This window comes from Allobosea sp. BE125 (assembly GCF_031456075.1).
Lineage (GTDB): Bacteria > Pseudomonadota > Alphaproteobacteria > Rhizobiales > Beijerinckiaceae > Allobosea.
The window spans coordinates 832,520-854,674 of record NZ_JAVDTY010000001.1 but is presented as its reverse complement, the minus strand read 5'-3'; the positions used below and the strand labels follow the sequence as shown (position 1 = coordinate 854,674).

Genomic DNA, 22,155 nt, shown 5'->3' with positions numbered 1-22,155 from the left:
GTTCCTTCAGTAACGCAGATAGGAGAACCGCCGCTCCAGCGATGCGCCGAGCTGGGCGAGCGTGAAATTGATCGCGACATAGAGCGCCGTGGTCAGCAGGTAGAAATCGATGATCATGTAATTGCGCGCCATCGCCTGCTGGGCCGACAGCAGCAGCTCGACCACGCCGATGATCGAGAGCAGCGTCGTACCCTTGACGATCTCCAGCGCAGTGTTGACCCAGGGCGGCAGCATGCGGCGCACGGCCTGGGGCAGGATGACATAGGAGAGGCGCTTGCCGAAGGTCAGCCCGATCGCCTTGGCCGCCTCCATCTGCCCCGCGGGCACGGACTGGACCGCACCGCGGAAATTCTCGGCGACATGGGCGGTGGCGAAGGCGCCGAGCGCGATGACGCCGGCCCAGAAGGCCGGCACGTTGATGCCGAACAGCGCCAGCCCGTAATAGGTGAAGAGGATCAGCACCAGCAGCGGGATACCGCGCATCAGGTCGACATAGAGCCGCGCGACCAGCCGCAACCACCACCAGCCATAAGCCAGCGCCACGCCCATCGCGAGCCCGCAGACCGTCGCGATGACGATGCTCAGGGCCGAACTCAGCATCGTCACGCCGAGCCCCTGGAGCAGCGAGGCCCGCGCCTGCCAGGCCTCGAACAGGAAGGTGCCGGGCGCCATCGAAAAATCCATGGCGCCCTCAGCGGATCGATGCGTAGCGGCGCTCAAGCAGCCGCAGCATCATGGCGATCAGATAGGCGCTGGCGAGATAGAGCGCGCTCGCGGTCAGCCAGACCTCCATGACCCGGAAGGTGTTGGCGTTGATCTGCCGCGCCGTGAAGGTCAGCTCCGGCACCGCGATCGCGGCCGCCAGCGAGGTGTCCTTGAACAGCGAGATCAGGTTGTTGCCGATCGACGGCAGGGTGATGCGGAACATCACGGGCAGGATGACATAGGCCTGGCGCTGCCAGGGACGCAGGCCGATCGCCTTGGCCGCCTCGACATATTGCTTGGGTATCGAGGCCAGGCCAGCGCGGAAGACCTCGCACATATAGGCGCCGGCATAGAGCGAGAGCGAGAGCACGAAGCTCTGCGTCTTGTCGAGAAAGGTGACGTCGAACTCCGGCAGGCCGAAATAGAGGAAGAAGATCAACAGCAGCAGCGGCGTGCAGCGGATGAACTCGACATAGGCCCAGACCGGGGCCGAGAGCCAAGCCTTGCCCGAAACGCGCGCATAGGCGGCCAAGAGCCCAATCACGCTGCCGATCAGCAGCGACACGACCGCAAGACCGAGCCCGAGCAGCAGGGCGTCGGTCAGCTTGTCGGCGTTGCGCGCGATGACGGACCAGTCGAAATGATAGTCGATCATAAGGGCAGTGCTTGTCCGAGCCGCAGCGCGAAGCCGTGCCGGCCGGCGCGCATGCCGACCGGCCCCGGCAGGGGCCATGCCATCAGGCGAACTCTTGCGGGAAACCGACCTTTGGGATCGGCAGTTCGATGCCGAACCACTTCTTGTAGGAGGCGGCGAAATAGTCGAAATCGACGCCCATCATCGCCTCCTTATAGGCCGTGTTGACCCAGTTCAGCCAAGTCGGATCACCGGGCTTGACCGCCGAGGCATATGAATTCGGCATCCAGCCGAAGCCGGAATCGACGAAGCGGCCGGGCGCTTGCTGCATCAGCCAGCGGATGGCCGACTGGTCCTGCAGGGCCGCGTCGATGCGCCGGGCGTTCAGCGCCTGCATCGTCGAATCCGGGCTGTCGAAAGCGTCGACCTTGGCCTGCGGCACGGCCTTGTGGATCCACTCCTCCAAGAAGACGTTCTGCATGCCGCCGACCGTGACGGCACTGCCCGCAGCCTTCAGCTCGTCATAATTCTTGTACTTGCCGCCGCGCGCCAGCAGCAGCAGACCGACGCCTTCGCGATAATAGGGAATGGTGAAATCGACCTGCTGGGCCCGCCCGGCCGTCACGGTCATCCATTGCACCACGATATCGACCTTGTCTGTGACGAGGCTCGGGATGCGCGCATCCGAGCCCTGGAGCACGAACTCGACCTTCTCGTAATCGTCGAACAGGCCCTTCGCCAGGAGCTTGGCCAGGTCGATGTCCATGCCGACGAGCTTGCCGCTGGCATCCTGGAAGTGCCAGGGCGGGTTGGTGCTGCCCGTGCCGACGATGAGCTTGCCGCGCTCCTTGATCGTGTAGAGCTTGCTCTTGGCGACGGTCTGGGCTTGCGCGACCGAGGGCGCGATCAGGCTGGCGGCTGCGGCGGTGCCGATCGCGGCGCCGGCGAGGCCGAGCCCGAACAGGCTGCGGCGTTCGACCAGCAAAGCCGGATCCTGCGGGGAAGCCGGATCTTGTGGGGAAGCAATGTCGTCCTGAACGCCCATCTCGCTCTCCATTTCGCTCTGCACGCGCCGCCGATTTCGACGGGCCGGCGTCATCGGCTTTCGCAAGAAGCGGGCCATCCCCTGGGTTTTCGCAAGGTCAGCCCTCCGCTCCGCCAGGCCTCGACCCGGCAACATCGGCAGGGCATGCTGGGGCCAGATTCAGGCGGCTCGGCTCCGGGCCGCCTTGCGCTCGCAGGCGAGACGTCACCTTTGCCCGAAACGCCACTCTCCTCCTCGCCTCTCCTGAACTGCTGCGAAGCTTTCGCGGCCCCGACCAAATCCCGGATCGAACAGGAGAGCTGGGTGCCGGCGATCTGCCGAAGTCGTCGCGGCGAACGCTTCGCCGACATCGCCGCCATCAAGACCGATGTGAAGGATCTCTGCCGCCACTGAACCATCCCGAACCGGACGAGGCCGGATCAACCGGCCCGCTTCACCACAGGAGGAGAACGCTCGATGTTGAAACGCAGCTTCCTGGGCGGCACGCTCGCCGCCCTCGCTTTGGCTGGCATGACGCCCGCCCTGTCCCAAGCCTATCCGACGCGGCCGATCACCTTGATCGTGCCCTATGCGCCCGGCGGCGCCACCGACATCATCGGCCGCGTCATCGCCGAGGAGGTTTCGCACACGATCGGCCAGCGCGTCGTGGTCGAGAACCGCGCCGGCGCGGCAGGCAGCGTCGGTGCGGCGGCCGTGGCCCGGGCCCAGCCCGATGGCTACACTCTGCTGATGGGCGCGCTCACCAGCCACTCCATCAATATGGGCCTGCAGGCCAAGCCTGGATTCGACCTGAAGAAGGATTTCGCGCCGGTCACGCTCGCCGGCACGGTTGGGCTGGCGCTCGTCGTTCACCCCTCGGTGCAGGCCAAGACCATCCCCGAGCTGGTCGCACTGGCCAAGGAGAAGCCCGATGACTTCAACTACGCCTCCTCCGGCAACGGCTCGCCGCAGCATCTGGCGGGCGAGATGTTCAATGCGCGGGCCGGCACCAAGCTCGGCCATGTCGCCTATCGCGGCTCCGGCCCGGCGATGACCGACATGATCGGCGGTCAGGTCAAGGTGATGTTCGACACGATCCCCTCCGTGCTCCAGCATGTGAATGCCGGCTCATTGAAGGCGATCGCGACGACCGGCCGCGAGCCCTCACCCTTCATGCCGGATTATCCGACCGCGATCTCGCAGGGCCTGGCCGATTTCGAGATCGGCTCCTGGTTCGGCGTGCTGGCGCCGGCCGGCACGCCGCAGCCCGTCATCGACAGGCTCAACACTGAGATCGGCAAGGCGCTGAGGAGCCCGCGGGCGCTGGAGGCGATGAAGCTCCAGGGCGTCACGCCCAAGCCGGGCACGCCGGCCGAGGCGGCTGCGCTGATCGACAGCGAGATGACGAAATGGAACGCAGTGATCAAGGCGACCGGGCTCAAGCCGGAATGAGGGCGCGATGACAGCAACCATCCAGCGTATCGCCATCGTCGGCGCCGGCATGATCGGCGCGAGCTGGGCGGCGCTTGCCACCGCCCACGGCTTCGACGTCTGCGCCTATGATCCGGCGCCGGAAGCCGAGGCGAAGTTTCGCGCCTATGTCGAACGCGCTCGCGCTCAGCTCGCCGAGCTCGGCCTGATCGGCACCGGCAACATCGCCTTTTTCGCCGATCTCGCAGCGACCTTGCCCGGTGCCCAATTCGTGCAGGAGAACGGTCCCGAGAACGAGGCCGTGAAGCGCGAGCTGCTCGCCCGCATCGATGCCGGCAGCCCGCCGGATGCGATCATTGCCAGCAGCACTTCGGCGCTGGTCCGCAGCGCCATCGTCACCGATTGCGCAAACCCTGCCCGTATCATCGTCGCCCACCCGTTCAACCCGCCGCATCTCGTGCCGCTGGTCGAAATCGTCGGCGAAGACGAGGCCGTGGTTGCGCGCGCCGCTGCCTTCTACCGCGAGCTCGGCCGCCGGCCGGTGATCCTGAACCGCGAAATGCCCGGCCATATCGCCAACCGGCTGGCCTCGGCGCTCTACCGCGAGGCGGTGCATCTGGTCGAGCAGGGCGTCGCCAGCGTCTCCGAGATCGATGCGGCTTTGTGTAACGGCCCCGGTCTGCGCTGGGCTCTGATGGGGCCGCATATGACCTATCATCTCGGCGGCGGCGAAGGCGGCATCGCTGGCTATCTCGCCCATCTCGGCCCAAGCCAGGTCCGGCGCTGGCAGGCACTGGGCAATCCGGGCCTGGGCGAGGAGGTCCAGCGCGCGATCATCGCCGGCGTCGCGGAAGAAGCCGCCGGCCGTTCGATCGCTGAACTGGAGATTCGCCGCGACGAGGGCCTGCTTGCCTTGTTGAAATCGCGCAAACTCGTCAGCGAATAGCCCGCCTCGTCCCGGTGTGGAGTGAACTGCAACGTGTCGTTGCGACCGGCCTGCCGCTAGGCGAAGACGCGCGGCCGCAATCCTGCGTGGAACCAGGTGATCATCGAGTAGATGTCGTAGACCGGTAGTCCGGTCGCCGCCTGCACCGCCGCGGCATAGGGCGGCATATTGGTGCATTCCAGCACGATGGCGCCGACATCCGGGTTCTTCGCGATGAGGGCGAGTGCGGCTTCGACCACATCCCGCTCGGCGAGGTCGATATCCATGTCGTCCTTTTCGGCCTTAATCAGGACGCGGAAGAACTCCCGGCCGTTCTCGGTGCCCGTAACCGGCACGTCGAGCGGCACGCCAGCCCCTTCGAGATGGGCCGGGCTCAGCGTTCCCGCCGAAACCGTGACCAGCCCGACGCGCTTGCCCGGCGGCAACGTCGCCTGCACCCAAGGCACCTGCATCAGCGACGAGGTCGCGACGGGAACGCCGACAGCAGCCGCGATCTCACGCTGGAACAGCGAGAGAAAGCCGCAATTGGTCGTGATCGCCTCCGCGCCGACGCGGACGAGATCCCGGGCGGCGTCGATGAAATCCGGTAGCAGGCCGGCAGCTCCCTGCATCACCACCTTGTCGGGGCTAGCACCGGACACCACGCGATACAGCACCGGGAACGGCCAGGTCGCGCCATTGCCCATATCGCCGAGAATGCGGGGGAAGCGCGCCTCCAGCATCAGGATGCCAAGCGGCGCGCCATAGATCGCCTTGCCGCCGCGCGCGATGCGGCCGGTTGCCGGCGAAAAGGCTCGTGACGTCATCAGGACATTCCACAAAGGCTGGATAGTGGAGGCTCCGGGCGGCGACAAAGGCGCTGCCCGCCCCTGGCGTCAGGTTCTCGCGTAGACATCCTCGATGCGGACGATGTCGTCCTCGCCGGTATAGGAACCGACCTGGACCTCGATGAGCTCGAGCGGGATCTTGCCGGGGTTGGCGAGACGGTGGGTGCAGCCGATCGGCAGGTAGATCGACTCGTTTTCATGGATATAGGAGACCGCGCCGTCGAGGGTGACCTCGGCGGTGCCCGAGACCACGACCCAATGCTCGGCGCGGTGGAAATGCTTCTGCAGGCTGAGCAACCCGCCGGGCTTGACGTTGATGCGCTTGACCTGGAACCGCGCCCCGAGATCGATACGCTGATACCAGCCCCAGGGCCGGTAGATGCGCAGATGCTCGCTCGCCTCGCGCCGGCCTTCGCTCTTCATCTGCTCGACCAGCGCCTTGACGTTGGCGGCCTGCGCCTTGGTCGTGACCAGGACCGCATCGCGCGTCGTCACGACGACGGCGTCGTCGAGCCCGATCACCGTCGTCAGGATGTCCTCGCTGCGCACCAGCGTGCCGCGTGTGTCGAGCGCGACCACCGGTCCTTCGAGGACATTGCCGTCCCCGTCCTTCGGCTTGACCTCGTAGATCGAGTCCCAGGCACCGACATCCGACCAGTCGAAGCTCGCCGCAAGCACGCCGGCATGCTTGGTCTTCTCCATCACGGCGTAATCGATCGAGACCTTCATCGCCCGCGCGAAGCCGGCTGCATCGAGCCGCAGGAAGTCGAGGTCGCGTTTGGCCTCGGCAAGCGCGGCGCGCGCGCCCGCGATCACCTCCGGTGCATAGAGATCGAGCTCCTCGATCATCCCGGCGGCTGCGAAAACGAAATTGCCGCTGTTCCAGAGGAAGCCTTGGTCGACATAAAGCTGCGCCGTCTTCGCATCCGGTTTCTCGACGAAGCGAGTCAGGCGGCTTGCACCAGGCACGTCGAGCGCGTCGCCGGGCTCGAGATAGCCGTAACCGGTCGCGGGCTTCGTCGGCACGATGCCGAAGGTCATGATCAGGCCCGAGGCCGCAAGCGTTGCAGCCTTGGCGCAATCGGCGCGGAAGCCGTCGACATCGGCGACGATATGGTCGGCCGCCAGCGCGACGCAGATCGCATCCCCCGCCCGGCTGCTCGCCAGGAGCGCGCCGACGGCGATGGCGGCAGCGGAATCGCGCCGCTCCGGCTCCAGGACGATGTCGCCTTCGACGCCGACCGCCTGCATCTGTTCGGCAACGACGAAGCGGAACTCATGATTGGTGACGACGATGGGCTTGTCGAAGGAAGCGCCCTTCACCCGCAGCAGCGTCGTCTGGAAGGTCGACAACCCCTCATCCAGCAGGCCGATGAACTGTTTGGGCATCGTATCGCGTGACAAAGGCCACAGCCGCGTCCCGGAACCACCAGCCATGATCAAGGGTATGATGTTCGCTGAAGCCATGATGCTGATGTCGACCTGAATGAGGATAATCGGCAAGATTTCACTACGGGAGACGGCAGTCATAGCCAAGCCTAGCCGCAGCGGAAAGGGCCGGCAGACAGCAACAGGTGGTCGCGCGACGGTGTGACGCTCAAGCGGAGCGAGGCCCGCCGAAATCGACCGTTCAGGAAGTCCCATCCCCTGAACGGCGGTTCCCGCCGAATTTCGTCTCATTTCGATGCAGTCCGCAGCGGTACACCGCTTGCGATTTCACCACCGAAAGCGTTCCCGACCGGACAAGTGTTCCGATCCGGGTCGCCGATTGCAGCACGGACCCTCGGGCTCCCGCGCAATGGTGGAGTCGGGTAGGATGGCAAGCGTCGACGATCTGAACTACGCCGCCGGTCGAACCGGAGAGGCGCGCGTCAAGCGAGAGCGCAGCTCCCCTTTGCGACACTGGATCGGCCTGATCACCGCGTTGACCGACGCCGTCGTGATCATGGCCATCGTCGCCCTCACCTCGGTCACCTACCATGTGCTGGCTTTCGATGAGTTCGGAAGCCCCCGGATCACGCTGGAGCTGGCGATGATGCTGGCCGCCATATTCGTCTTCAGCAATCTGCTGCGCGGCCGCTACCAGATCGCCAATTATCTCTCGACCAAGGGCCAGGTGTCAGCGGCCTTCGCGGTCTGGAACATCACCATGATCGCCTTCATCGCGATCACCTTCATGGCCAAGACCGTCGATCACTATTCGCGCGGCGTGATCATCGCGACCTATTTCACCGCCCCTCTCCTGATCGCACTGGCGCGCTCATCCATCACCCGCAGCATCGCGATGGCGAGCAAGACCGGGCGCATCACCTCCGAGCGGATTTTCCTGATCGGGCGAGAGCGGGACGTCATGTCCTTCGTCTCGCGGCACCAGCCCTGGAACATCGGCTTCGCCATCGTCGACGTCGCCTTCCTGGGCGACACCGACGATCCCGATGCGCTCGCAGCCGATCTCGGCGCCGCCGTCGCGCGATGCAGGGCGATGCAGCCGGACGCGATCTACATCGCCATGCCCTGGTCGAAGCAGGAGGCGATCGACGCCTGCATCGACGCCTTCATGAACCTGCCGGCCGCGATTCACCTCGCCCCGGAACGGATCATGGACCGTTTCGACAACCCCCATATCGTTCGCACCGGAACCTTCGCCAGCTTGCGCCTGACGCGGCCGGCGTTGTCCGCCCTCGAGAATGCCGCCAAGCGCATTTTCGATATGGTCGGCGCGCTGACGATCCTGCTCCTGAGCCTGCCGCTGCTGCTGCTGATCGCCGTCGTGATCCGGCTCGACTCGGCTGGTCCCGTCTTGTTCCTGCAGCGCCGTTACGGCTTCAACCAGCGGACCTTCCGCATCTTGAAGTTCCGCACCATGACCACGACCGATGACGGCGACATCATTCGCCAGGCGCGGCGCAACGATCCGCGCATCACCCGCGTCGGCCGCGTGCTGCGGCGCTACAATCTCGACGAGTTGCCGCAATTGCTGAACGTCCTCGCCGGCCAGATGTCACTGGTCGGCCCGCGTCCGCATGCCCTGGCGCATGACCATGAATTCCAGCGCAAAATCGCGCTCTATGCGCGCCGCCATAACGTCAAGCCCGGCATCACCGGCTGGGCGCAGGTCAATGGCCTGCGCGGCGAGACCGATACCGATGAGAAGATGGCCAAGCGCATCGCCCACGACCACTGGTACATCGACAACTGGTCGTTCTGGCTCGATCTCGGCATCCTGCTGCGGACGGTCTTCAGCAAGAAGGCCTTCTCCAATGCCGGCTGATCACGGCGCCTCGCCGGCTCGCAGAGCGAGAGGCTGCTAGGGACTCTGGGCCGGATCAGGAGGGCTCCTGCACGGGCGCGCGCTTACGCGCCACCGCGAGACAGCCCAGGGTCAATACGACCGCGACCGCCGCGCCCGCGACCTTGACCACGGCGTCGTGAATCCGGCCATGGCGCGTGACCTCCAGATATTGGACAGCTTCGAGCATGACGATCGCGACCGACATCGCGAGCAGGACCCGGCCGAGACTGCGCGGATAGGCGATCGCGAAGGCCAATGTGATGGCGAACCAGCCGAGGAGGCGGCTGATGTCCGGAACCTCGTCGAAGAGATGCGGCCTGGATCCGATCGGCATGATCGAAACCCAGACGAGATAGGCAAGCCCGATCCAGCCGCAAACCAGGGCCGCCGATTTGAAGACGCGCATGCACAACCTCGACACAGCATTCTCGGCCGGACACGGCCAACCCATCGAATCGGCGCCGCCATCGGCTGAGATTATCCGGCCCGGCTGACTATCCGCTAACGACCAGGAACCACGCAAGTAACACGCAAGACCGCGATCAGAGCGCCTCCGCCAATGCCGGCGCGATGATCGGATCGACACAGATCATAGGCAGCGCCGGAACCGCCTCATATTCAGCATGGATCGAGCGGCTGACATAGGATTTGTAGCCGAGCCAGGAGCCCAACGCACTCTGACAGCGCCCGCAGGAGACGACGGCTTCATCGGCCAGCACAGCGGGGAGGACGATCGAGGGCGAGCCGCAGGCGCTGCAGGCGAACTGAGCCGTCCCATCCATTCCCGTCATCAATTCGTCTCCATTCCGCACAGAACGCGAAGGCGCGCCAGATCAGCAATATCGAGGCCAAGATGAACGGTTGCCATCAGCCCTGAAGAACCTCTCCGTCAATCCACGCACGCGCCAACTCGCGAAGCGGCCGGCCTTGTGCGAGACTGGGCGCCTGAAGAGGCCGGCCCGGTGACCGAGACCAGTGGAACGAATTTGACATTTGCGACCCGCCCGATATCGGCCGCGCGGCAAATGTCAAATTCATAAGTTCCACTAGAAAACCAAAGATTTGCTAGTGGTTTTGGTGATTCCGACATTTGCTCCGAGCTCGATATAGATCGGGGAGCAAATGTCGGAATCAAACCACTAGCGGGCAGCTTGGCGTGAACTACCGTCAGATCGAAATCTTCTCGGCCGTCATGAAGGCCGGCACCGTCTCGCGCGCGGCCGAGCTGATCGGGCTGACGCAGCCGGCCGTCAGCCGCGCCATCGCGGAGCTGGAGCGCGCCATCGGTTTTTCGCTGTTCGACCGCGTCCGCAACCGCATCATCCCGACGCCGGAAGGCAAATTGTTCTACGCCGATATCGAGCGCTCCTTCCTCGGCATGGACACGTTGCGTGCGGCCGCCGCGCGCATCCGCGACCAGGGCTCGGGCCAATTGCGCATAGGCTCGCTCTCGGCATTGGGCTCCTCTCTGGTCCCGCGCGCGGTGAAGCGTTTCCGCCTGGCGCATCCCGATATCCGCGTGACGCTGATGGTGCTGCCCTCCCGCGACGTACGCGACGGCGTGGCCTCGGGCGAATTCGACATCGGGCTGGCGGCGGACGAGATCGACGTCACCGGCGTGCTGCACCAATCCTTCGTGACACCGCGCGTCCTCTGCGCCCTGCCGCAGGGCCATCCCTTGGCAGCGAAGGAGATCATCGGCCCCCATCATCTCGATGGCGTCGATTTCGTCGCCTATGTCCCTGAGGACCGGGCCCGGCAGCGCCTCGACCTGATCTTCGCCGAGGCCGGCGTTGCCCCCAACATCGTGGTCGAGACGATCTATGCCGCGACCGTCTGCGCCCTGGTGGCCGAGGGTGTCGGCGTCGGCCTCGTCAGCCCCTATGCCATCGCCGGAGCAGACCCGACCCGGCTGGTGCTGCGGCCCTTCGAGCCCGTGGTCCAGAGCAAGAGCCTGCTGATCCTGCCGCTCGACCGCCCCAAATCCCAGCTCGTGCGCGATTTCATCGACTGCCTGATGGCCGCACGCTGAAGCAATCGCTCTGGCGCGGGACAGGTATAAATTCTAGGCATCGTCTCATTACCGCGACGCGATTGTCGCCCGAACGCGTCCCTCTATCGTCGCAGAGGATAGATAGAGGGGAGCATGCCATGCCGTTCTTTTCCAAACGCATCACGATGGCTGTCATGGCGCTCGGCCTCGCAGCAGCCGCGCCCTGCGCAACGCGAGCCCAGCAGGCCACCCCGGCCGGCAAGGAGCTCGCCGGCAAGACGATCACCATCGGCATCCATAACCGCGCGCCCTGGGGCTATCGCGACAAGAATGGCGCTGTGATCGGCTATCATCCCGATCTGGTGCGCGCCGCTCTGGCCCCGCTCGGCGTCAAGACAATCGAGTTCACCGTGGCCGATTTCGGAGCGCTGATCCCCGGCCTGCTGGCCAATCGCTTCGACATCATCGCTTCGGGCGTGGCCATCACGCCCGCCCGCTGCCAGCAGATCCTGTTCGGCGAACCGGATCTCTCTGCCGGCGACGGGCTGCTCGTGCTCAAGGGCAACCCGCTGAACCTGCACAGCTATGAGGACATCGCGAAGAACCCCGCCATCAAGCTCGGCGGCGGACGCGGCACCGAGAACGCCAAAAGCGCACTTGCCGCCGGCGTGCCCGAAGACCGTTTGCTGCTCTTCCCGAACAACGAAGCCGTGGTCAGCGCCATGTTGGCCGGCCGCGTCGATGCGGCGACCCTCTCGGCCCCCAGCGTCGCCGGTCTGATGGACGACCCAAACATGAAGGGCGTCGAGCGCGCCATGCCGTTCAAGGGCTACGTCAAGCCGGGTGGGCAGGAATACATGATGGCGACGGCCGTCGTCTTCGCGCCCAAGGACCAGGCGCTGCGCGACCTGTACAATGCTCAGCTTGCTAGGCTGAAAGCCGACGGCACATTGAAGGCGATCATGACCAAATACGGCTTCACCGAAGCCGAAATGCCACCGCAGGCCTCCACCGCCGAGCTCTGCTCGCCCAAGAGCTGAAGCGGCGCGCGTCGGGAGCACAGCCGATGACCTTCGCCGAGGTGATGTCGGGCATTTTCGAGGGCTTCCGGATCACCGCTTCGGTGACCGCGCTCGGCATGCTCTATGCCGTGCCCTTCGCCTTCATGGCCGGCGTCGCGCAGTACAGCACCAAGGGCTGGGCGCATGCGGCGGTCACCACCGTGATCGAGTTCTGGCGTTCCTCGCCGGTGATCATCCTGCTCTATGCCTTCTACTACATGCTCCCGGGCTTCGGCCTGCGCCTGTCTGGACTGACCGTCGGCGCGATGGTGCTTGGCCTCAACATCGGCGCCTATGGTAGCCAGGCGGTACGGGCTGCGCTGCAGGCGCTCGACCGGGGTCAGGCCGAGGCGGGCCGATCGCTCGGCCTGAGGCGCTGGCAGATTCTCCTCCTGATCGAACTCCCGCAGGCCCTGCTCGCGATGATGCCGACCTTCGTCAACCAGTTCATCCAATTGGTGAAGGGCACGGCGCTGGTCTCGCTGATCACGCTCGCGGACATGACCTTTCGCGCCAAGGAGATCTCACAGCTCAGCTACGACCCGGTGAAGGTCTATACCGGGCTGCTGCTGGCCTATTTCGTCATCTGCTATCCCGCGACTGTGGTTGGGCGCTGGCTGGAGCGCCGGGTCGGCGCCGGGCGGAAGCTCGTCCACGACGTTTGACCTTGCCTTCGCAGCCGCCATCCTGCCGGTCATAGGAAAGTCGCTGACGACGACGCTGGCCGTGACCCTGATGTCCTGCGTTTTCGCGGCGCTGCTCGGTTTTGGGCTGGAGATCACCCGGCGCTCCAGCATGCCGATGCGCTACGTCATGCGCTTCGTCATCGACTTCATCCGCTCGACGCCGGTGCTGGTGCAGCTCTACTTCCTCTACTACGTGCTGCCGGTCTACGGCATCAAGCTGCCCGCTCTGGTCGTCGGGGTCGCCGCGCTCAGCATCTATTATTGCGGCTATCTCGCCGAGGTCTTCAAGGCTGGCATCGACGGCATCGCGCGGGGCCAGTTCGAGGCTGCCAAGGCGCTCGGACTGGGCCGCCTGCAGACCGTCATCCTCGTCGTAGCGCCGCAGATGCTGCGCAACATCGCCGCGCCGATGGGCAGCTATTTCATCTCGATTTTCAAATCGACGCCTTATCTCGCCGTCATCGCCGTGCCGGAATCCTTCGGCTCGGCGCTCGATATCGCCTCGGACACCTTCCGCTATGGCGAGCCTATGATGGTGGTCGGAGCGATCTTCCTCTCCATCGCCGTCAGCTTCTCCTGGCTGATCCATGGACTGGAAGCGCGTCTTGCGCTCTCGGCCCGGCGCTGACCCCTCACTATCCCTTTCTCTGCCAAACGAGCTCCTGCCTATGGAAACCGAACTTCTTGCCAAGCTCACGCAGTGGCGCCACCGTCTGCACACGCATCCGGAGCTTTCGGAGCACGAGAGCGCGACGGCAGCCTTCGTCCAGGAGAGGCTCGCCGAGTTCGGTATCCCCTTCGTCGCGGGCGTCGGCGGCAACGGCGTCGTCGCGACGCTGTCGCGGCCCGGATCGAACCGCACGGTCGGCCTGCGTGCCGACATGGACGCCCTGCCGATCACCGAAGCCAACGACCTGGCTTACGCTTCCGCCTCTCCCGGCCTGATGCATGCCTGCGGGCATGACGGGCACACCGTCGCGCTCCTGGGCACCGCCGCCAGCTTGGCGAAGGACGAGAGCTGGAAGGGCCAGATTCAGTTCATCTTCCAGCCCGCCGAGGAGAACGGCGTCGGCGCCAAGGCGATGATCGCCGATGGTCTGTTCGAGCGCTTCCCGATGGAGCGGGTCTTCGCTTTCCACAACTGGCCGGGCATCGAGGCCGGCACGGTGGCGGTCCACAATGGGCCTGTCATGGCAGCTGGCGGCCGTTGGGAGATCACCTTGCATGGCCTTGCTGGCCATGCCGCAATTCCCCATCAGACGCGCGACCCCATCGTTGCTGCGGGCCATCTCATCGTGGCGCTCCACACCATCGTCTCGCGCAACGTCGATCCGGTCGATGCCGTCGTGCTCTCGATCGCGCAGGTCAATGGCGGCATCGTCAGCAACCAGATCCCCGGCAGCGTCACGCTTGTCGGCACGCTGCGGACCTATGATCAGGACGTCCGTGCGACGGTGATCAAGCGGATGGAAAGCATCGTCGCGGGCATCTGCGAGGCCTATGGCATGCGCGCCGATGTCGAGATTCTGTCGACCGGCCGTCCCATCATCAATTCGCCGGATGAAGCTGAGCTTGCCGTGGCGGCGGCGCGTGCCGCAGGAGTCCTTGTCCGCCGGGATGTTCGCCCCAGCACCACGGGCGACGACTTCTCCTTCCTGCGCCTGCACCGTCCAGGCGCCTATGTCTGGATCGGCAACGGGCCGGCGGGTCCCGATGGCGAGCTTCATAACAACCGCTACGACTTCAACGACGCGATCCTGCCGGTGGCCGTGAGCTGGATGTCGAACGTGGCCAGGCTCGCCCTCTCCGAGGCGCCGGGCGCCTGAGCGTCTCCCGCAAGCCATAAGCCCACGAACCATAAGCCAGGCTCATGATCTCATGATCCCGGCTCGATTGTCTCGACCTGTCAGGGCCGTCAACCTGACGCATCGAAAGAGGCCCATCATGCACGACCTGACCCGCTGCGTTCACCACCCCGCCGTCTCCGACGAGGGCTATGCCAGCCTCGCCGTCGCGACGCACCGCGCCTCAACCATCGTCTATCCCGATGCGGCGAGCTTCGCCGCCCGCAAATATCGCGGCTTCGACGGCTATACCTATGGCCTGCATGGCACACCGACGACGCGCACGCTGGAAGCGCAGCTCTCCGAGCTCCATGGCGGCGTGCGCACGGTTCTGGTTCCCTCCGGCCAGGCCGCCGTCACCATCGTGATGCTCTCGGTGCTGCTGCCGGGCGACAAGGTGCTGATCCCCGACCATGTCTATCCGCCCGTCCGCAGCTTCTGCGAGGAATACCTCAAGCCGCGCGGCATCGACTACGGCGTCTATGATCCGCTGATCGGCGCCCGCATCGCCGACCTCATCGACGACAGGACCAAGCTCGTCTGGGTGGAGTCCCCGGGCTCGGGCACCATGGAGGTGCAGGATGTGCCCGCCATCGCGAAGGCGGCCAAGGCCAAGGGCGCGCTCGTCGGTTGCGACAACACCTGGGCGACCCCTCTCCTGTTCAAGCCGCTGGCGCATGGCGCCGATTTCGCCTGCGAGGCGCTGACCAAATATGTCGGCGGCCATTCCGACCTGCTGCTCGGCTCGGTCACCGTCGCCGACTTGGCGCTGCGGCAGAAGCTCAAGGAGACCTTGCGCGGGCTCGGCGTCGGCGTCTCGCCCGACGAATGCGCGCTGGCGCTTCGCGGCATCGAGACCATGGGTCTGCGCGTCGCCCATATGGGCCGCGTCTCCGAGGATTTCGCCAAGCGCCTGACGCATTCTCCGGCGGTCGAGACCGTGCTGCATCCGGCGCTGCCGTCCTGCCCCGGCCATGAATTCTGGAAGCGCGACATGGGCCGCTCTTCGGGTGTCTTCAGCGTGGTGCTCAAGCCGGTCGCCGAGGCGGAGCTCGAAGCCGCGCTGACGGCGCTCAAGATCTTCGCGATCGGCGCCTCCTGGGGCGGCACGCGCAGCCTGATCGCGCCGATGGCGGTCAAGGGCGACCGCACGGTCAAGCCCTGGACACATCCGGGCACGGTCCTGCGCATCAGCATCGGGCTGGAGGATCCCGACGATCTCTGGAGCGATCTCGACGCCCTGCTCGTCGCACTCGAACGACCGGTGGCCGCCAAGGTCGCCTGAGCCAAGGTCGCTAGAAACAAGACCACCTCCGGGAGAGGAACGACGCGGCGGCAACGCACCGCCGCGCAGGGAGAGCTTTGTCCAAAATCGATAAAAAGGGGATCTCGAATGAAACGCATACTGCTCCGCCTGACGGCCTCGGCCATGCTCGCTGCGAGCCTCGCCATGCCAGCCATCGCAGCCGACACGCTGAAAACCATCCGCGAGCGCGGCAAGATCATTTGCGGCACGAGCCCCGGCGTCGCCGGCTTCTCACTGCAGGACGCCAATGGCCGCTGGGAAGGCTTCGACACCGATATCTGCCGGGCGCTCGCCGCCGTGATCTTCAACGACCCGGACAAGGCGGCCTATGTCCCGCTGACCTCGAAGGACCGATTGATCGCATTGCAGGCCGGCGAGGTCGATGTGCTGCCGCGCACCACGACCTGGACCCTGTCGCGAAACGCCAGCCAGGGCGTCACCTTCACCGGCGTGAACTATTATGACGGTCAGGGCTTCATGGTGACGAAGAGGCTCGGCGTGACCTCGGCGAGCCAGCTCGGCGGCGCCTCGATCTGCGTGGCGCAGGGCACGACGAGCGAGCTCAACCTCGCCGATTATTTCCGCAAGCTCGGCCAGAGATACGAGCCCACCGCCTTCGCCACCTCCGAGGAAGCCTTGCGCGCCTATGAGGCTGGACGCTGCGACGCCTACACCACCGACATCTCGGCGCTCTCGGCCAACATGCTGAAATTCCGCGTGCCGGAAGAGCATGTCGTGCTGCCGGAGGTGATCTCGAAGGAGCCGCTCGGCCCTTGGGTCCGCAGCGGCGACGAGGTCTGGTTCAACCTCGTGCGCTGGACGCTGTTTGCGCTGATCAACGCCGAGGAGCTCGGCGTCACCAAGGCCAATATCGCCGAGATGACCAAGTCGACCAATCCCGAGATCAAGCGCTTCCTCGGGCAGGACGGAAAATTCGGCGAGGCGATGGGCGTGAGCAATGACTGGGTCGTGCGCATCATCTCCGCCGTCGGCAATTACGGCGAGAGCTTCGAGCGCCATCTCGGCCAAAAATCCCGCATGCGCCTGGCGCGCGGCCCCAACGCCCTCTGGACGCAAGGCGGCCTGCAGTACAGCCCACCCTTCCGGTGAGGGGCTCGCTGCGCCGGTCGGAGGCACCCAGCAGCGTGCCGTGCTCCCGATCGATCGCGACCGCCTGCATGCCGCAGATCAGGCCACCGGCACCGAGATCGCCATGCCGTCGCGCTGCGGGTCGGCGCCGCCAGAGCAACGCCCGTCATCGATCCTGATGCCGTGCAGGGCCGCGAAGGGATAGCTCTGGGCCGAGCGCTTGATGTCGTAGCCCAGGGCCGCGAGTTCATCGCTGACGCTGCGACGGATGCGGTTCGAGATGTCTATCGAATTCGAGACTCCGACGATGCGCGGCGCGGCAACCGCCTCCAGCATCGACATGCCGAAATCGACGACGTTCATGATGCCTTGCGCCATGGCGGGCGCGATATAGCTGCCGCCGGGCGCGCCCATCACGATGAAGGGCTTGTCGTCCTTGAAGACGATGGTCGGCGCAGCCGAGGAGGAGCGCCGCTTGCCCGGCGCGATCGAGCCGGCGCGGCCAGGGCGCGGATCGAAACGGCTCATCGTGCCGTTATACATGAAACCCAGGCCCGGCGTGATCGCGCCCGACGGGCTGCCCAGCGTATGCGTCAGCGCGACCGCGTTGCCCTGGCTGTCGACCACCGAGATATGGGTGGTCTCGCGCGAGGAGGAGCGCTCCAGCCGCTTCACATCGGCGCGCTCGCCGCGGCGGATGCTCTCGGCCTGGCCGGCGGCATGCTCCTTCGAGATCAATCGCTCGACCGGCACGTCGACATAGGCCGGATCGCCCATATGCTGGTCCTTGTCGATGGTCATGCGCTTCATCGCCTCGGCCAGCAGCCGGACATGCTCCGTGCCGCCATGGCTCAGCCCGCCGATCTCGAAATTCTCCAGCATGTTGAGGATCTGCAGCATCAGCATGCCGCTCGCCGGCGGCGGGCTGGTCGAGATGCGATGACCGCGATAGGAGCCCCAGATCGGCTCGGCGACCGAAAGCTCATAGGCCGCCAGATCCTCGCGCGAGATCAGGCCGCCATGTGCCGCGAAGTCGGCGGCGATCTCCTCGGCGAGCTCGCCCTTGTAGAAGAGGTCGGCACCGCCCTTGGCGAGACGTTCGAGCGTGTTGGCCATGTCGGGATTGGCGAGCAGATCGCCGACGCGCTTCAGGCTGCCATCAGGCCGGAAATACACCTGCTGTCCGGTCTCACTGTAGCGCAGCTTGTCGGCAGTGTTGACCTGGCCCGAGCCCTTCTGATCCTGCGACCAGAACCAGTGCATATGCGGGCGCACCAGGACGCCGCTCCGCGCCTGCGCGATCGCGGGCGCAATCACATCGGCCCAGTCCATCGTGCCGAAGCGCGAGAGCGCATAATCATAGCCCTTGACGCTGCCCGGCGTGCAGGCGGCGAGATGGCCGAACTCGCTGATGCCGCCCTCGAGCAGGAAGGCGAAGCCGTCGCGCGACTGGCCGAGCAATTTGTCGACCCACATGTCGGGCGTCGCCGAGAGCGAGGCTTTTGCGTAGAACTCGACGATCTGGTGCACGCCGCGGCCGGGCATGTAGAGCTGCATCGAGCCGAAGCCGCCGATCCCGCTCATCAGCGGATCGACCACGCCCTGCATGAAGGCGCAGGCGATGGCGGCATCGATAGCATTGCCGCCGCGCTCCAGCACGGCCGCCCCCGCCTCGGCGGCCTCGGGTTGCGGGCAGACGATCATTCCGTTCTTCATCGAACTGGCCTCTGACATTGGGATAGCGCTCAGGTGACCGTCATTCTCGGGCGGAACGAAGCGGAGACCCGAGAATCTCATGAGGAGTTGACGCTGGTTTCCGAGATGGTCGGGTCAAGCCCGACCATGACGTCGCATCGTCAGCCCGATTTCGGTTGCACCGTATCCGGCTCGCCCAACCGCCAGAACAGCCTCACCCCGCCATCCCCGCTGCTTTCCAGCCCCGGCACGGCCGAGAGCAGCTTGCGGGTATAAGCGTGCTGCGGAGCGTCGAAGATCTGGTCGCGCGAGCCTTCTTCGACGATGCGGCCCTCCTGCATGACCACGACACGGTCGGCGACCTGCTCCACCACGCCGAGATCATGGCTGATGAACAGGCAGGAGAAGCCGTGCTTGCGCTGCAATTCCGCGAAGAGTTCCAGCACCTGGGCGCGCACGGTGACGTCGAGCGCCGAGACCGGCTCGTCGGCGATGACGAAGCTCGGCCGGCGCACCACGGCGCGCGCGATCGCGACGCGCTGGCGCTGGCCGCCGGAGAGCTCATGCGGAAAGCGGTCGGCAAAACCGTTGCCGAGGCCGACCTCGACCAGCACCTCGGCGACGCGAGCCTTCTTCTCGGCAGCCCCCATGCCCGGCACCAATCGCAACGGCTCGGTGACGAGTTCGCCGATGGACATGCGCGGATCGAGCGAGGAATAGGGATCCTGGAACACCATCTGGCAGTTCAGCCGGTAATCCCAATAGGCCGTCTCGCTCTTGAAGATCGGCTTGCCGTTGAACAGGATCTCGCCGCCGCTCGATTTGACGAGGCCGGCGATGGACTGGCCGAGCGTGGTCTTGCCCGAGCCCGAACCGCCGACGACTGCGACGACCTCGCCCGGCTGCACCGCGAGGCTGATACCGTGCAGCGCGCGCTTGGGCGCCGATTTGCGGAAGAAGCGCTGCCGGCCGGGATAATCGACGACGAGATCGCGGACCGCGACGATCGGCGTCTTCGCCTGTGGGAGCTCGCGGGCCAGGCCGCGCAGCGGCATCGCGGCGAGCAGCTTGCGGGTATAGGGGTGCTGCGGCCGCGCCAGGATGTCCTCGGCCGCGCCCTGCTCGACGACGTCGCCCTGGCTCATCACGACGATGCGGCTGCAGTAGCGCGCGACCATGCCGAGATCATGCGAGATCAGCAGGACAGCGGTGCCGTTCTCCTTGGTCAGGTCGACCATCAGCTCCATGACATCGCGCTGGACGACCGCGTCGAGCGCGGTCGTCGGCTCGTCGGCAAGCAGCAAGGCGGGCTTCAGCAGCATCACCGAGGCCAGCATGATGCGCTGGCGCATACCGCCGGAGAACTGGTGGGGGAAGGCGTGAAGCGCACCTTCGGGATCGGAGAGGCCGACGCGCCGGAGCATGTCGAGGATCAGCGCCCGCCGGCCGGCCGCGTCGAGATCCCGGTGCAGCGCAAGGCCCTCCTCGAGCTGACGGCCGATCATCATCGACGGGTTGAGCGAGGTCATCGGCTCCTGGAAGACCATGCCGACCTTGGAGCCGCGCACCGCACGCAGGCGCTTGGGCGCCATCGTGGTGATCTCGTCGCCCTCGAACAGGATCGAACCGGAAACCAGCTTCACCGCCGGCGGGACGAAGCCCATGATGGCGCGCGCGGCCAGTGTCTTGCCGGAGCCGGATTCCCCGACGATGCCGACGATCTCGCCCGGCGAGACCGAGAAGCCGACATCGTTGACGACGGTCTTGCCGGACGCGCCGATCCTGAGCGTGAGATTGGATACCGAGAGCAAGGGCTTGCTCGCCGGCACGGGTTTTCCAGTGCTCATCGCAAGCCCCTCATCCGCGGATCGAGCCGGTCGCGCACCGCGTCGCCGAGCAGGTTGATGCCGAGCAGCGTCAGCGAGATGCACAGGCCGGGAAAGATGCCGAGCCACATCGCCTGGCCGAGATAGGGCCGCGCTCCGGCGAGCATATTGCCCCAGGTCGGCGCCGGCGGCGGCACGCCCAGCCCCAGGAAGGAGAGCGAACTCTCGGCCAGCAGCACATAGCCGAACATCGAGGTCGCCAGCACGGTCAAGGGTGCGATGCAGTTGGGCAGGATGTGGCGGGCCATGGTGAAGGCCTCGGAATTGCCCATCACGCGCGAGGCGGCGATGAACTCCTTCTCGCGCAACGACAAAACCGTGCCGCGCACGATACGCGCGACCGACGGCGTATAGGCGATGCCGAGCGCGACGATGATGCCGTATTTGTTGGCGCCGACGACCGCCAGCAGGCCGAGCGCCAGCAGGATGCCGGGGAAGGCCAGCAGCGCGTCGTTGAAGGCCATGATGACCCGGTCGACCCAGCCGCGGACATAGCCCGAGAACAGACCGATCAGCGTGCCGAAGATCACGGCAAGCGCCACCGTCAGCAGGCTGATCCAGACGCTCGTGGCAGCGCCCGCCATCAGGCGCGAGAGCACATCGCGGCCGAATTCGTCGGTGCCGAGCCAATGCGCCGCGCTGGGCGCGGCGAGCTTCTCGCGAAAGGAGAGCTTGAGCGGATCATAGGGCGTCCAGAGCGCGCCCATGCCGGCCGCGATGACGAGACCGCCGATGAGGCCGCCCCCGATCAGCGCATTGAATGCGGGGAGCTTCATTGCGCCGTCACCCTCGGGTCGAAGATGGGATAGCAGAGATCGATCACGAGATTCACCAGCACGTAACAGAAGGCGACGAAGAGCATGCAGCCCTGGATGACGGGGTAGTCGCGGGCGAAGATCGAATCGACCAGGAGCCGGCCCAGTCCCGGAATGGTGAAGACGGTTTCAACGACCGCGATGCCGCCCAGGAGATTGCCGAGCACGAGGCCGATCAGCGTCCAGGTCGGCCCGAAGGCGTTCTTGAAGGCGTGGCGCCAGAGCACCGCACCTTCCGAGAGCCCCTTGGCGCGGGCATGGGTGATGTAGTCGAGCCGCAGCACCTCGAGCGTCGAGGCTCGCGCCATGCGCAGGATCACGCCGATCTCATGCAGGAACAGCGTCAGGATCGGCATGATCAGATAGATGATGCCGCGCCAGGGGTCGTCACCGATCGAGACATAGCCCACCACCGGCAGCCATTCGAGCTTGAGACCGAAGAACAGCAGCAACAGCAGGCCGAGCCAGAAAGTCGGGATCGAGAGCAGGAGCGTGGCAGCGCCGACGAGGCCGAGGTCGAGGATCGAATCCTGCCGCCAGGCTGCAATGACGCCGGCCGGCACAGCGACGAGGCTGGCGAAGAACACCGCGACCAGCACGATCTGGGCGCTGACCCAGAAGCGCGACAGGATCAGCGGCAGGATCGGCTCCTGGCTGTTGATCGAAATGCCGAGGTCGCCTTTCAGCAGATTGCCGAACCAGATGCCGAACTGCGTGAACAGGCTCTGGTCGAGCCCGAGCCGGGCCCGCAGGTCAGCGATCGAGGCGGGCGTCGCGAGATCGCCCAGCATCAGCGAGGCAGGATCTCCCGGTATCAGACGGATCAGGACGAAGACCGACACCGCCACAATCAGCAGGGTCGGGATCGCCATCACGATCCGGGTCAGTGCAAAACGCAGCATCGGGCTCTCCCCGGTTCAG

22 protein-coding genes are annotated in these 22,155 nt (G+C 65.6%); 11 read left to right on the top strand and 11 right to left on the bottom strand.

Features of this window, described 5'->3' with window-relative positions; all coding sequences use genetic code 11:
* Positions 1 to 6: 6 nt before the first annotated feature.
* The 3 genes from J2Y55_RS03990 to J2Y55_RS03980 form a co-directional block, all read right to left on the bottom strand.
* Positions 7 to 684 (bottom strand): amino acid ABC transporter permease, encoded by a 678-nt coding sequence (locus J2Y55_RS03990; RefSeq protein WP_310147821.1) that lies wholly within the window; start codon positions 682 to 684, stop codon positions 7 to 9.
* Between the two features lie 7 nt (positions 685 to 691).
* Positions 692 to 1,357 carry an amino acid ABC transporter permease gene (locus tag J2Y55_RS03985; protein ID WP_310148697.1) on the bottom strand — a complete coding sequence of 222 codons (666 nt, stop codon included), beginning with the start codon at positions 1,355 to 1,357 and terminating at the stop codon, positions 692 to 694.
* A gap of 85 nt (positions 1,358 to 1,442) precedes the next feature.
* Complete coding sequence (locus tag J2Y55_RS03980) at positions 1,443 to 2,384, bottom strand: transporter substrate-binding domain-containing protein (RefSeq protein ID WP_310147819.1); 942 nt, start codon at positions 2,382 to 2,384, stop codon at positions 1,443 to 1,445.
* A gap of 144 nt (positions 2,385 to 2,528) precedes the next feature.
* Between J2Y55_RS03980 and J2Y55_RS03975 the strand changes: the two genes are divergently transcribed.
* From J2Y55_RS03975 to J2Y55_RS03965, 3 genes are all read left to right on the top strand, one after another.
* Entirely contained in the window at positions 2,529 to 2,777 is a 249-nt protein-coding gene (locus J2Y55_RS03975) for a hypothetical protein (protein WP_310147817.1), read from the top strand.
* 63 nt (positions 2,778 to 2,840) lie between these two features.
* On the top strand, positions 2,841 to 3,815 hold the full coding sequence (locus tag J2Y55_RS03970) for a Bug family tripartite tricarboxylate transporter substrate binding protein (RefSeq protein ID WP_310147814.1): 975 nt from the start codon (positions 2,841 to 2,843) through the stop codon (positions 3,813 to 3,815).
* A gap of 7 nt (positions 3,816 to 3,822) precedes the next feature.
* Positions 3,823 to 4,740 (top strand): 3-hydroxyacyl-CoA dehydrogenase NAD-binding domain-containing protein, encoded by a 918-nt coding sequence (locus J2Y55_RS03965; RefSeq protein ID WP_310147812.1) that lies wholly within the window; start codon positions 3,823 to 3,825, stop codon positions 4,738 to 4,740.
* A gap of 56 nt (positions 4,741 to 4,796) precedes the next feature.
* Here J2Y55_RS03965 and J2Y55_RS03960 read toward each other — a convergent pair whose 3' ends face one another.
* The gene (locus J2Y55_RS03960; protein WP_310147809.1) at positions 4,797 to 5,546 is read right to left on the bottom strand and encodes an aspartate/glutamate racemase family protein; all 750 of its coding nucleotides are present in this window, start codon (positions 5,544 to 5,546) and stop codon (positions 4,797 to 4,799) included.
* 69 nt (positions 5,547 to 5,615) lie between these two features.
* Positions 5,616 to 7,034, bottom strand: coding sequence for a mannose-1-phosphate guanylyltransferase/mannose-6-phosphate isomerase (locus J2Y55_RS03955; RefSeq protein WP_310147806.1), 1,419 nt, complete (start codon positions 7,032 to 7,034; stop codon positions 5,616 to 5,618).
* Between the two features lie 349 nt (positions 7,035 to 7,383).
* Here J2Y55_RS03955 and J2Y55_RS03950 point away from each other — a divergent pair, with 349 nt between their 5' ends.
* Positions 7,384 to 8,838 (top strand): undecaprenyl-phosphate glucose phosphotransferase, encoded by a 1,455-nt coding sequence (locus J2Y55_RS03950; RefSeq protein WP_310147803.1) that lies wholly within the window; start codon positions 7,384 to 7,386, stop codon positions 8,836 to 8,838.
* Positions 8,839 to 8,893: 55 nt separating this feature from the next.
* On the opposite strand, the gene J2Y55_RS03945 is transcribed toward J2Y55_RS03950, so the two are convergent.
* Both J2Y55_RS03945 and J2Y55_RS03940 read right to left on the bottom strand, forming a co-directional pair.
* Complete coding sequence (locus tag J2Y55_RS03945; RefSeq protein WP_310147800.1) at positions 8,894 to 9,265, bottom strand: VanZ family protein; 372 nt, start codon at positions 9,263 to 9,265, stop codon at positions 8,894 to 8,896.
* Between the two features lie 136 nt (positions 9,266 to 9,401).
* The gene (locus J2Y55_RS03940) at positions 9,402 to 9,650 is read right to left on the bottom strand and encodes a hypothetical protein (RefSeq protein ID WP_310147798.1); all 249 of its coding nucleotides are present in this window, start codon (positions 9,648 to 9,650) and stop codon (positions 9,402 to 9,404) included.
* Between the two features lie 365 nt (positions 9,651 to 10,015).
* On the opposite strand from J2Y55_RS03940, the gene J2Y55_RS03935 reads away from it, so the two are divergent.
* From J2Y55_RS03935 to J2Y55_RS03905, 7 genes are all read left to right on the top strand, one after another.
* On the top strand, positions 10,016 to 10,891 hold the full coding sequence (locus J2Y55_RS03935; protein ID WP_310147796.1) for a LysR substrate-binding domain-containing protein: 876 nt from the start codon (positions 10,016 to 10,018) through the stop codon (positions 10,889 to 10,891).
* Positions 10,892 to 11,010: 119 nt separating this feature from the next.
* Positions 11,011 to 11,892, top strand: coding sequence for an ectoine/hydroxyectoine ABC transporter substrate-binding protein EhuB (gene ehuB / locus J2Y55_RS03930; protein ID WP_310147793.1), 882 nt, complete (start codon positions 11,011 to 11,013; stop codon positions 11,890 to 11,892).
* Positions 11,893 to 11,918: 26 nt separating this feature from the next.
* Positions 11,919 to 12,578, top strand: a complete 660-nt coding sequence (locus tag J2Y55_RS03925) for an amino acid ABC transporter permease (protein WP_310147791.1) — start codon at positions 11,919 to 11,921, stop codon at positions 12,576 to 12,578.
* Positions 12,520 to 13,227, top strand: a complete 708-nt coding sequence (locus J2Y55_RS03920; RefSeq protein ID WP_310147789.1) for an amino acid ABC transporter permease — start codon at positions 12,520 to 12,522, stop codon at positions 13,225 to 13,227. Before J2Y55_RS03925 ends, J2Y55_RS03920 begins: the two co-directional genes overlap by 59 nt.
* A gap of 40 nt (positions 13,228 to 13,267) precedes the next feature.
* Complete coding sequence (locus J2Y55_RS03915; RefSeq protein ID WP_310147787.1) at positions 13,268 to 14,425, top strand: amidohydrolase; 1,158 nt, start codon at positions 13,268 to 13,270, stop codon at positions 14,423 to 14,425.
* Between the two features lie 118 nt (positions 14,426 to 14,543).
* Positions 14,544 to 15,728 (top strand): cystathionine beta-lyase, encoded by a 1,185-nt coding sequence (gene metC, locus J2Y55_RS03910; protein WP_310147785.1) that lies wholly within the window; start codon positions 14,544 to 14,546, stop codon positions 15,726 to 15,728.
* A gap of 108 nt (positions 15,729 to 15,836) precedes the next feature.
* The gene (locus J2Y55_RS03905; RefSeq protein ID WP_310147783.1) at positions 15,837 to 16,859 is read left to right on the top strand and encodes an amino acid ABC transporter substrate-binding protein; all 1,023 of its coding nucleotides are present in this window, start codon (positions 15,837 to 15,839) and stop codon (positions 16,857 to 16,859) included.
* Between the two features lie 78 nt (positions 16,860 to 16,937).
* On the opposite strand, the gene ggt is transcribed toward J2Y55_RS03905, so the two are convergent.
* The 4 genes from ggt to J2Y55_RS03885 form a co-directional block, all read right to left on the bottom strand.
* Complete coding sequence (gene ggt / locus J2Y55_RS03900; protein ID WP_310147781.1) at positions 16,938 to 18,554, bottom strand: gamma-glutamyltransferase; 1,617 nt, start codon at positions 18,552 to 18,554, stop codon at positions 16,938 to 16,940.
* 140 nt (positions 18,555 to 18,694) lie between these two features.
* Positions 18,695 to 20,380 (bottom strand): ABC transporter ATP-binding protein, encoded by a 1,686-nt coding sequence (locus J2Y55_RS03895; protein ID WP_310147778.1) that lies wholly within the window; start codon positions 20,378 to 20,380, stop codon positions 18,695 to 18,697.
* Positions 20,377 to 21,195, bottom strand: a complete 819-nt coding sequence (locus J2Y55_RS03890; RefSeq protein WP_310147776.1) for an ABC transporter permease — start codon at positions 21,193 to 21,195, stop codon at positions 20,377 to 20,379. The genes J2Y55_RS03895 and J2Y55_RS03890 overlap by 4 nt, the downstream gene beginning before the upstream one ends.
* Positions 21,192 to 22,136 carry an ABC transporter permease gene (locus tag J2Y55_RS03885; protein WP_310147774.1) on the bottom strand — a complete coding sequence of 315 codons (945 nt, stop codon included), beginning with the start codon at positions 22,134 to 22,136 and terminating at the stop codon, positions 21,192 to 21,194. Before J2Y55_RS03885 ends, J2Y55_RS03890 begins: the two co-directional genes overlap by 4 nt.
* Positions 22,137 to 22,155: the final 19 nt, after the last annotated feature.

What these genes read in the sequence shown, in the direction of transcription:
- J2Y55_RS03990 (WP_310147821.1), bottom strand. Translation starts at nt 684, where the DNA reads ATGGATTTTTCGATGGCGCCCGGCACCTTCCTGTTCGAGGCCTGGCAG.
- J2Y55_RS03980 (WP_310147819.1), bottom strand. Translation starts at nt 2,384, where the DNA reads ATGGGCGTTCAGGACGACATTGCTTCCCCACAAGATCCGGCTTCCCCG.
- J2Y55_RS03975 (WP_310147817.1), top strand. Translation starts at nt 2,529, where the DNA reads ATGCTGGGGCCAGATTCAGGCGGCTCGGCTCCGGGCCGCCTTGCGCTC.
- J2Y55_RS03970 (WP_310147814.1), top strand. Translation starts at nt 2,841, where the DNA reads ATGTTGAAACGCAGCTTCCTGGGCGGCACGCTCGCCGCCCTCGCTTTG.
- J2Y55_RS03965 (WP_310147812.1), top strand. Translation starts at nt 3,823, where the DNA reads ATGACAGCAACCATCCAGCGTATCGCCATCGTCGGCGCCGGCATGATC.
- J2Y55_RS03960 (WP_310147809.1), bottom strand. Translation starts at nt 5,546, where the DNA reads ATGACGTCACGAGCCTTTTCGCCGGCAACCGGCCGCATCGCGCGCGGC.
- J2Y55_RS03955 (WP_310147806.1), bottom strand. Translation starts at nt 7,034, where the DNA reads ATGGCTTCAGCGAACATCATACCCTTGATCATGGCTGGTGGTTCCGGG.
- J2Y55_RS03950 (WP_310147803.1), top strand. Translation starts at nt 7,384, where the DNA reads ATGGCAAGCGTCGACGATCTGAACTACGCCGCCGGTCGAACCGGAGAG.
- J2Y55_RS03945 (WP_310147800.1), bottom strand. Translation starts at nt 9,265, where the DNA reads ATGCGCGTCTTCAAATCGGCGGCCCTGGTTTGCGGCTGGATCGGGCTT.
- J2Y55_RS03940 (WP_310147798.1), bottom strand. Translation starts at nt 9,650, where the DNA reads ATGACGGGAATGGATGGGACGGCTCAGTTCGCCTGCAGCGCCTGCGGC.
- ehuB (WP_310147793.1), top strand. Translation starts at nt 11,011, where the DNA reads ATGCCGTTCTTTTCCAAACGCATCACGATGGCTGTCATGGCGCTCGGC.
- J2Y55_RS03925 (WP_310147791.1), top strand. Translation starts at nt 11,919, where the DNA reads ATGACCTTCGCCGAGGTGATGTCGGGCATTTTCGAGGGCTTCCGGATC.
- J2Y55_RS03915 (WP_310147787.1), top strand. Translation starts at nt 13,268, where the DNA reads ATGGAAACCGAACTTCTTGCCAAGCTCACGCAGTGGCGCCACCGTCTG.
- metC (WP_310147785.1), top strand. Translation starts at nt 14,544, where the DNA reads ATGCACGACCTGACCCGCTGCGTTCACCACCCCGCCGTCTCCGACGAG.
- J2Y55_RS03905 (WP_310147783.1), top strand. Translation starts at nt 15,837, where the DNA reads ATGAAACGCATACTGCTCCGCCTGACGGCCTCGGCCATGCTCGCTGCG.
- ggt (WP_310147781.1), bottom strand. Translation starts at nt 18,554, where the DNA reads ATGAAGAACGGAATGATCGTCTGCCCGCAACCCGAGGCCGCCGAGGCG.
- J2Y55_RS03895 (WP_310147778.1), bottom strand. Translation starts at nt 20,380, where the DNA reads ATGAGCACTGGAAAACCCGTGCCGGCGAGCAAGCCCTTGCTCTCGGTA.
- J2Y55_RS03890 (WP_310147776.1), bottom strand. Translation starts at nt 21,195, where the DNA reads ATGAAGCTCCCCGCATTCAATGCGCTGATCGGGGGCGGCCTCATCGGC.
- J2Y55_RS03885 (WP_310147774.1), bottom strand. Translation starts at nt 22,136, where the DNA reads ATGCTGCGTTTTGCACTGACCCGGATCGTGATGGCGATCCCGACCCTG.